6 protein-coding genes are annotated in these 6,693 nt (G+C 48.6%); 1 reads left to right on the forward strand and 5 read right to left on the reverse strand.

Annotated elements, in window-relative coordinates; all coding sequences use genetic code 11:
• The 4 genes from KQJ19_RS21415 to melR form a co-directional block, all read right to left on the reverse strand.
• Positions 1-544 (reverse strand): carbonic anhydrase (locus KQJ19_RS21415; protein ID WP_216404108.1); only part of this gene is annotated, 544 nt, incomplete at its 3' end.
• 154 nt (positions 545-698) lie between these two features.
• On the reverse strand, positions 699-1,871 hold the full coding sequence (locus KQJ19_RS21420; protein ID WP_216404109.1) for a PatB family C-S lyase: 1,173 nt from the start codon (positions 1,869-1,871) through the stop codon (positions 699-701).
• 124 nt (positions 1,872-1,995) lie between these two features.
• Positions 1,996-3,456 carry a Na+/H+ antiporter NhaC gene (gene nhaC, locus KQJ19_RS21425; protein ID WP_016154105.1) on the reverse strand — a complete coding sequence of 487 codons (1,461 nt, stop codon included), beginning with the start codon at positions 3,454-3,456 and terminating at the stop codon, positions 1,996-1,998.
• Positions 3,457-3,649: 193 nt separating this feature from the next.
• Positions 3,650-4,588 carry a transcriptional regulator MelR gene (melR, locus tag KQJ19_RS21430; RefSeq protein ID WP_016154104.1) on the reverse strand — a complete coding sequence of 313 codons (939 nt, stop codon included), beginning with the start codon at positions 4,586-4,588 and terminating at the stop codon, positions 3,650-3,652.
• Between the two features lie 309 nt (positions 4,589-4,897).
• Here melR and KQJ19_RS21435 point away from each other — a divergent pair, with 309 nt between their 5' ends.
• Complete coding sequence (locus tag KQJ19_RS21435) at positions 4,898-5,398, forward strand: anti-virulence regulator CigR family protein (RefSeq protein ID WP_216404110.1); 501 nt, start codon at positions 4,898-4,900, stop codon at positions 5,396-5,398.
• Positions 5,399-5,462: 64 nt separating this feature from the next.
• Here the strand turns inward: KQJ19_RS21435 and KQJ19_RS21440 are convergent.
• On the reverse strand, positions 5,463-6,693 hold a 1,231-nt coding region (locus tag KQJ19_RS21440), incomplete at its 5' end, for a sigma 54-interacting transcriptional regulator (RefSeq protein WP_216404111.1).

Here is a 6,693-nt window from a genome sequence, read left to right on the forward strand (position 1 = left end):
ATACCCAGCCGTGCAGACGAAGCGCATTATTTCGCAGCCCAACCGCGACGCAAGGATGCGTTTTAATATTATTGAGCTGTGCGATAACGTTTTCTTCCACCATGGCGTTAACTTTATCGATTGGGTTTTCCCAGGTTTTCTTCTCAACCACGGCTTTTGCGGCATCGGCATAGTGCAACCAGTGAGCCACAGCGGGCATCGGATCCAGAGGCTGGCTATCAGCAATGGCTTTCATCGCGCCGCAGTTGGAGTGTCCGCAGATGACGATATCCGTCACGCCAAGTGCGACAACCGCGTATTCAATCGTAGCAGATACGCCACCGGGTTCCGGTCCAAAAGACGGAACGATATTACCGGCGTTGCGGATAACGAAAAGCTGTCCGGGCTCTTGCTGAGTAACGAGTTCTGGCACCAGGCGGCTATCGGAACAGGAGATGAAAAGCGCTTTGGGATTCTGGCTGGATGCCAGGCTGCGAAAGAGTTCCTTACGTTGAGGGAAAATCTCTTTTTGGAAGTTGAGGAAGCCCTCAATGATATGTTGCATAGCAGTGTCTCTTTTCTCTGTTTAAGCAGGTTATGATGAAGATCACACTTTCCAGTTTAACACCAGCCGACAGAACGGAAAAACTTTATAGCAGTTCTGCAACATCTTTGTATAGTTTTGCCCCACCGTGGCGGGGCAAAGAGTGTGATGCGCGCTATGCGTTCTGTCGTTTTTGGTACGCCGTTTTCAGTCGGTTCATCGCTTCTACCAGTACCGAGCGCGGGCACCCAACGTTGAGTCTCATGTGACCCTCTCCGCCGGGGCCATATTGCGCGCCTGGTGACAGACCCAGTTTTGCTTCCTGCACAAAAAATGCGCTTAGCTGTTCATCGCTAAGATTCATTTTTTCCGCGTTCAGAAACAGAAGATACGATGCTCCGCCATACACAATGGAGATTAAGGGACAGTGCTTTTCAATTTCACTTTTAACAAACGCCACATTGTCGGCCAGGTAGGCTAATAATTTTTGGTGCCAGTCGCCACAATGGGTAAAGGCGCTGTAAATGGCCGCCTGCTGTAATGAATGTGTCTCGGCAAGGTAGCAGTTATCCAGGAAACCATAGAACTGATGGCGTAATTCATCATTTTTAATAATGGCAATTCCGCCCTGGATCGCCGCCGTGTTGAAGGTTTTACTGATTGAGGTCAGCACGATTGACTGGCTCCCTGTCGCTTCGTCTAAAGTAAAAAACGGCAGATGGCGCTTGCCTGGCAGGGTTAAATCACTATGCACTTCATCTGAGAGAATAAAGACGCCAGCTTGCTGACAATAGTGACTTACTTTTTCCAGCGTTTCCCGCGACCACACCATACCGCCCGGATTATGCGGCGAAGGGAAAAGAAACATTTTGCACTGCTTGAGTTTTTCGCTGAAATCATGCCAGTCAAATTCGTAATGACCCTCTTTCTCAATGAGGCGCGTTTGAATCAAATTCCTGCCGCTGGTATTTACCAGATTAGGGTAGGGGTCATATATTGGCGTACAGGTTAAAATATTATCACCTGGTCGGGTAAACACCATCAGAGAGAGCACAATAGTTTTTATGACGCCGGGAATAAAATGCAACCAGTGTGGCTTTATGTCGACATCATACTGTTGCGCATACCAATGAATAACGGACTCTTTCCATTGCGGATAATCCAGGTTGTAGCCTTGTACTGGCTGCGATACCACTGAACGCAGTGTGCTCATAATTGGCTCTGGCGTCACAAAATCCATATCTGCAATCCACAGCGGTAATACATCGGTGGTGCCGTACATCTGTTGTAATTGACCGTATTTACGGCAATTAACATCCCTTATGACAATATCATCAAACAAAGACATTGCTGACTCCTGGACAGTCTCTGAAAAATAGTTTAAGCAACGCAACAGTGAAGAATATTTCTGTATATCTAATCGATATATTGAATTTACCCTGGTGGTAGCCAATATTTAGCTATTTATTAGCCTATGATTTTTGCTCAACCATATGCTCTGTAGCTTCATTTGGTTCATATTTAGCAATACCAATACCGGTGGCCGCCCACAGCAGGGCAAAGATGATGCCGCTGTAGCAGAGGATTGCCCATGGCAAATAATCAAGCGTCGCCACGCCCAGCATCGTGGCGCAATAAACGCCCGAGGCAGACCAGGGGATAATCGGTTCGACAACGGTTCCGGCATCTTCGGTAGTACGCGAGAGGTTCTTTGTCGCAAGCCCTCGTTTTTTATATTCTTCTTTAAAGGCATCGCCGCACAGCAGCAGTGGCAAGGTTCCATTTGCCGTACAGGCACAGATGGTAAACGTCGTCACAATCGTGGTGGCCACCAGGCGGAATGTGGATTTAACGCCTTTCGTGAGCGCGTTTATCACGGTGTGCAAAGAGCCTGTCGCACTCATTGCGCCGGCAAAGCTGAAGGCGCTGAAGACGGTGACGAAGCTGCTAAACATTGAAATGGCGCCGCCTCGTTCCAGTAAGCGGGAAACATCTGATGACAGTGTTGGCAGGTTATCTCCGGTGAGCATCGCGAGCTTAAAACCGCTAACCACGGATTCGCCAACCGATGATGCGGTAAATTGCTGAAAGGCTAATGCCAGAATCATCGAGACTATTGTGGATAAAAAGAGCATCGGGATTGGCGGTCTTTTTGACAGTGAGCCATACAAAACGATGATCGGTGGTAACAGTAGCAGAATGTTAAAGTGATAAATCTGGCCGATAGCGTTCATCAAGTTGGTGATATTGGCTGGCGCGCTGGATGAGGCATCAATGCCCATGCCCATATAGCTGTAAACGACGCAGCAAATAATAAATCCCGGGCCGGTGGTCCACAGCAGATGGCCGATATGCGAGTACAGGTTTACACCGGCAGCCAGCGCCGCCATGTTGGTTGAGTCAGAAACCGGAGAAAGCTTATCACCAAACCAGCAGCCGGAGACAATAGCGCCAGCAGCAATGGGCAGCGAAACATTCAGACCAATCGCTACGCCAATCATGGCGATCCCGACGGTTCCGATAGATCCCCAGGAGGTGCCGGTACAGACTGAGATCAGCGCTCCCAGCATAAATGCTGAAATATAGAAATACTGCGGGTTAATCCACTTCAGACCATAATAAATCATCATTGGAATAGTGCCTGACACCATCCATGCGCCAATTAAGAAACCGATACTGGCGACGATTAATATGACAGGAAGCGCTTCAGATATTTTATTGCAAATAGATTGTAGAATGTCATCCCACGTGTAGCCGTGAGCGATGGCGATAAACGAGGCGGTTGCGGTTCCCATGAGGATCATGGGTTCAGCTCGAATATTGAAGATAAAATATCCGATGCTAATTCCACCCAGCATGACTATCATGGGTAAAACTGACCAAAAGAAAGACAATGGCTTTCTGTTGTTGGCGGTGCAGCTATTTAATTCCATAATTCCATCCCAATCGATAATGGTTGAACACGTCAAATAAATACCTGCTACAGGCCACCCAAAACTGAGTAACATAGTTGCCAGAGTTCATGGCTGAACCCTATTTTATTAACTGCTGCAGATTATCTATTTTGACCTGCTATTCTGACGCTTATATTTTGGTAGTAAGGTAAGAGTGAGTTTGACGAATAAATTACCCCTCGGCATAAGGTGAATGATTTCGGCGCTGTTGGCTCAGTTTGCGATACTGCTGCGGCGGCATGCCGACGTATTTATGAAATGAGCTATAAAAACGGCTGCTGGATCGGAAACCTGCAATTGTAGCGATATCCAGAATTGTTTTATCCGTATCGCTGAGCAAAGCCCGCACATGGTTGATGCGCATTGCGGTAATATACTGTTTCATGGTTAGTTGCATCACGCGATGAAAAATGCCCATCGCATAATTTGGGTTGAGCTTAACGTGTTCGGCAATAGCATCGACCGTAAGCTGTTTGTCGCAGTTTGCGGCAATAAACTCCAGCATCTGGCTGACGTAAAACTGTGAATGCCGTGAAATACTGTTTTTCTGGGTGCGCGATGTTTTGTTACCCAGCACTGGCCGCCAGCCAGCGAGGCTAAATCGCTTGAGCATCAGGGCAATCTCATCAATGGCTAATTGACGAATTTGCTCATTGTCGCTGTTGAGTTCACTCTGCCAACGCTGCACTTCAAAAGCGCTCAGCTGCTGCGAGGCAAGCGACGTAATCACCATCCCATGCGTCACGTGGTTAATCAGTTCCCTGTCCAGCGGCCAGGACAAAAACAGATGCATCGGTAAGTTGAAGATGGCCATCTGTTTACAGTGCCCGGCATCCGTCAGCTGATGGGGTGTGCAGGCCCAGAACAGCGTGATAAAGCCCTGTTTGCTTTTCACTACTTCGTCATTGAAAAGGTACTCCACATCGCCATCAAACGGCACATTCACTTCAACCTGACCGTGCCAGTGGCTGTAGGTCATGGCCAGCGGAGCCCGCAGCTCGACGTCCATCCGCTGATACTCTGAGTAGAGCGCCAGCGGACTTCGCGACTTTTTTTCATAGCTGCGACACATATGTGGGTCGAGCGGCAGCTGCGGGGTACTTTTTGCCATTATGGGTGGGTTCCTGATTAGTGAATCTGACCATGGGTAGCGCCAAAGCATGAACATAGCTTAACCGAAAAAAAACGCCGTTTTCTCTCCATTTTCGCGAAGTTATTCCCAAAAACTCAGATCCTGTGCCTGTCGCTTGCCGATCTGAGTTAACGGGAATGGCGGTTTTTAATTTTAAAAACGGTCAATCAAAGCTGCTCACTTTGCAAAGCGACAGCGTTTTTCTGCCAATAAATCGGATTCATAGCGATAGCCAATATTCACGCAATACCATACATTTTGTATGTATCCATATCTTAAGGAATCATCATGTCCAGGCTCCGTACTTTAGCAACGGCTTTAGTTGCCGTTGCCGCGATGTCGATGTGCGCTATCCCCGTTTCGGCTAACCCCGGTAATGGCAACGGAAATGGTAATAGCGGCAACCATGGTAATAGTGGGAATAAGGGTAATAGCAGTCATAGCCAGAAAGGAAATCCAGACCCAAAAAACAACTCGCAATCGGAACAGCGTAAAAATTATGGCAAGCCGGACCATGTTGATAGTGATATTAGCTATAACGTGGCCAGGCAGTATGCCGTCAGATATGGTTTGACGGGATATAAGTCACTGCCTCCGGGCATCGCCAAAAATCTGGCGCGAGGAAAACCACTTCCTCCGGGGATCGCTAAGAAAAGTGTCCCATCCTCGATGCTGAATCAACTGCCATATTACCCGGGTTATGAATGGCAGGTTGTTGGCGACAATCTGGTGTTGATTGCACTGAGCACGGCAATTGTCACCGCTGTTATCAATGGTGTGTTTGATTAAGTATCCCTGTACTTAACCACCAAAAGCCCGCGCTACGCGGGCTTAATTGTTAAAAAAATGGGGCTCACAAACCATACAGTTTTATTTTTCGATAGAGCGTGGCAATACTGACTCCCAGTTCTGATGCAGCCTGTTTTTTGCCCTCCACGCTTGAACCAAATCGCTGAATGGCATTTTCGATAGCGTCCCTTTCCGCTTGTTTTCCTTGGTTCGCCAGCTGTCGGGGTTGTGCGGTCATCGTGGTTTTCCTGCTGTCCCCCGAGGAGAGTAAATAAGGAGGCAGATGGCTGGCGTTGATCCCGGCGGCTTCTCCGCGCATCACAAAAATGTATTCGATGACGTTGCGTAATTCACGAATGTTCCCCGGCCAGTGCCAGGCATAAAGGCGATTAATAACGTCATCGGGCAGTTTTTGCGGTGCACGTTGGTAACTGACCGAAAACTCATCGGCAAAGTATTGTGCGAGGACGGCGATATCAGCCCTGCGTTCACGCAGGGAAGGAAGCACCAGAGGGACGACATTCAGGCGATAGAAAAGGTCTTCGCGAAACTGATTATTCTCCACCATCGCGCTAATATTTTTGTTGGTCGCGGCAATAATGCGCACATCAATATTAATGATGTTATTAGAACCCACGCGGGTGATCGCTTTTTCCTGCAACACCCTGAGCAGCTTGGCCTGCAGGTGCAGCGGCATATCGCCGATCTCATCCAGAAACAGGCTGCCGCCGTTGGCCAGTTCAAATTTCCCCATTCGTCCTTTGGGATCTGCACCGCTAAATGCACCGCGTACATAGCCAAACAGTTCGCTTTCCAGTAGTTGCTCAGGGATTGCCGCGCAGTTGATTGTCACGAAAGGGGCGGCTTTACGGGGGCTGTTTTGGTGAATGGCAAATGCCACGACCTCTTTACCCGAGCCGCTTTCCCCAGTGATGAGCACGCTGGCGTAGCTGTTGGCAATTTTGCTAATGGTGCTTCTGAGCTGCTCCATTGAGGAAGAGTGACCAATCAGCCGCACCTGCGTGTCAGACTCGTAAGGGGATGGAGTAAGGTTACTCAGGTAGTCGTGCGCATCACGAAAGATGACCATCGTTAAGCGATCGTTATCCAGCGAGGAGAGCGAAATTTGTTTGCACAGTACATGGTGTTTCTGGCCTTCAAGCGTCAGCCATGCTTCTTCATCGCCATACAAACTGTCCCCGGTTGTTTCAATGGTCAGCGGTAATCCCTGAACTTCGCGGTTGAGAATGCGATCGGCTGAATGATTGGCATGCCAGATAAGACCATTGCCATCA

It is taken from the genome of Citrobacter sp. S46_ASV_140 (assembly GCF_018919545.1).
GTDB lineage: Bacteria > Pseudomonadota > Gammaproteobacteria > Enterobacterales > Enterobacteriaceae > Citrobacter > Citrobacter braakii.